Raw genomic sequence first — 650 nt, 5'->3', positions numbered from 1 at the left:
ATCCGAAAACCGGTGAGGAAGTCTGGCGTTACGAGAACACCGCACCGCTGTGGGGTGGCGTGATGACAACGGCCGGTGGTCTGGTGTTCACCGGTACGCCCGAGGGCCATCTGAAGGCGTTTGATGCCAAGACCGGCGAAGAGCTCTACCGCTTCAACACCGGTTCCGGTGTCGTGGGCACGCCCATCACCTGGACCATGGATGGCGAGCAGTACGTCTCTGTGGCGTCCGGCTGGGGTGGCGCGGTTCCGCTCTGGGGTGGCGAAGTGGCCAAGGTAGTGAAGGACTTCAACCAGGGCGGTATGGTCTGGACCTTCAAGCTGCCGAAGGATCGGGTTGCCAGCAACTGATCCAAGCGAAAGTGAAAAAAAAGGTCGCCCTGGGGCGACCTTTTTTATTGAGCTGTCCGTTAGATCAGGCGGCCTGATTACGGGCTGTCTCGCTGACCGACTGGTGAATGTCTTCGAACAGTTTTCGATCTGTCTGCCCGATCGGCAAGTCGTAGGTGATGGTGGCACCAAATGCCTGTGGGTCATGGGGATCGTTGCGCACCTTGTCGAACACCAGCAGTCGGGTGCCCAGGTAAAAACCTTCCTTCAGATCGTGGGTCACCATGAAGATGGTGGTGCCGGTTTCCTGCCAGAGTTTCA

General features: G+C 58.5%; 1 protein-coding gene and 1 pseudogene. One reads left to right on the top strand and one right to left on the bottom strand.

Going from position 1 to position 650, the window contains the following annotated elements; genetic code table 11:
• On the top strand, nt 1-350 hold a 350-nt coding region (locus tag B2W52_RS01980), incomplete at its 5' end, for an outer membrane protein assembly factor BamB family protein (protein ID WP_286801087.1).
• 64 nt (nt 351-414) lie between these two features.
• Here B2W52_RS01980 and B2W52_RS01975 read toward each other — a convergent pair.
• Nucleotides 415-650, bottom strand: a pseudogene (locus tag B2W52_RS01975) (ABC transporter ATP-binding protein); the annotation flags it as partial.

The organism is Marinobacter sp. UBA2498 (genome assembly GCF_002341575.1).
In the GTDB taxonomy this organism is placed as follows: Bacteria; Pseudomonadota; Gammaproteobacteria; order Pseudomonadales; family Oleiphilaceae; genus Marinobacter; species Marinobacter manganoxydans.
Note: the sequence above shows the minus strand (reverse complement) of the source record. Positions and strands in the feature narration are given on the sequence as shown.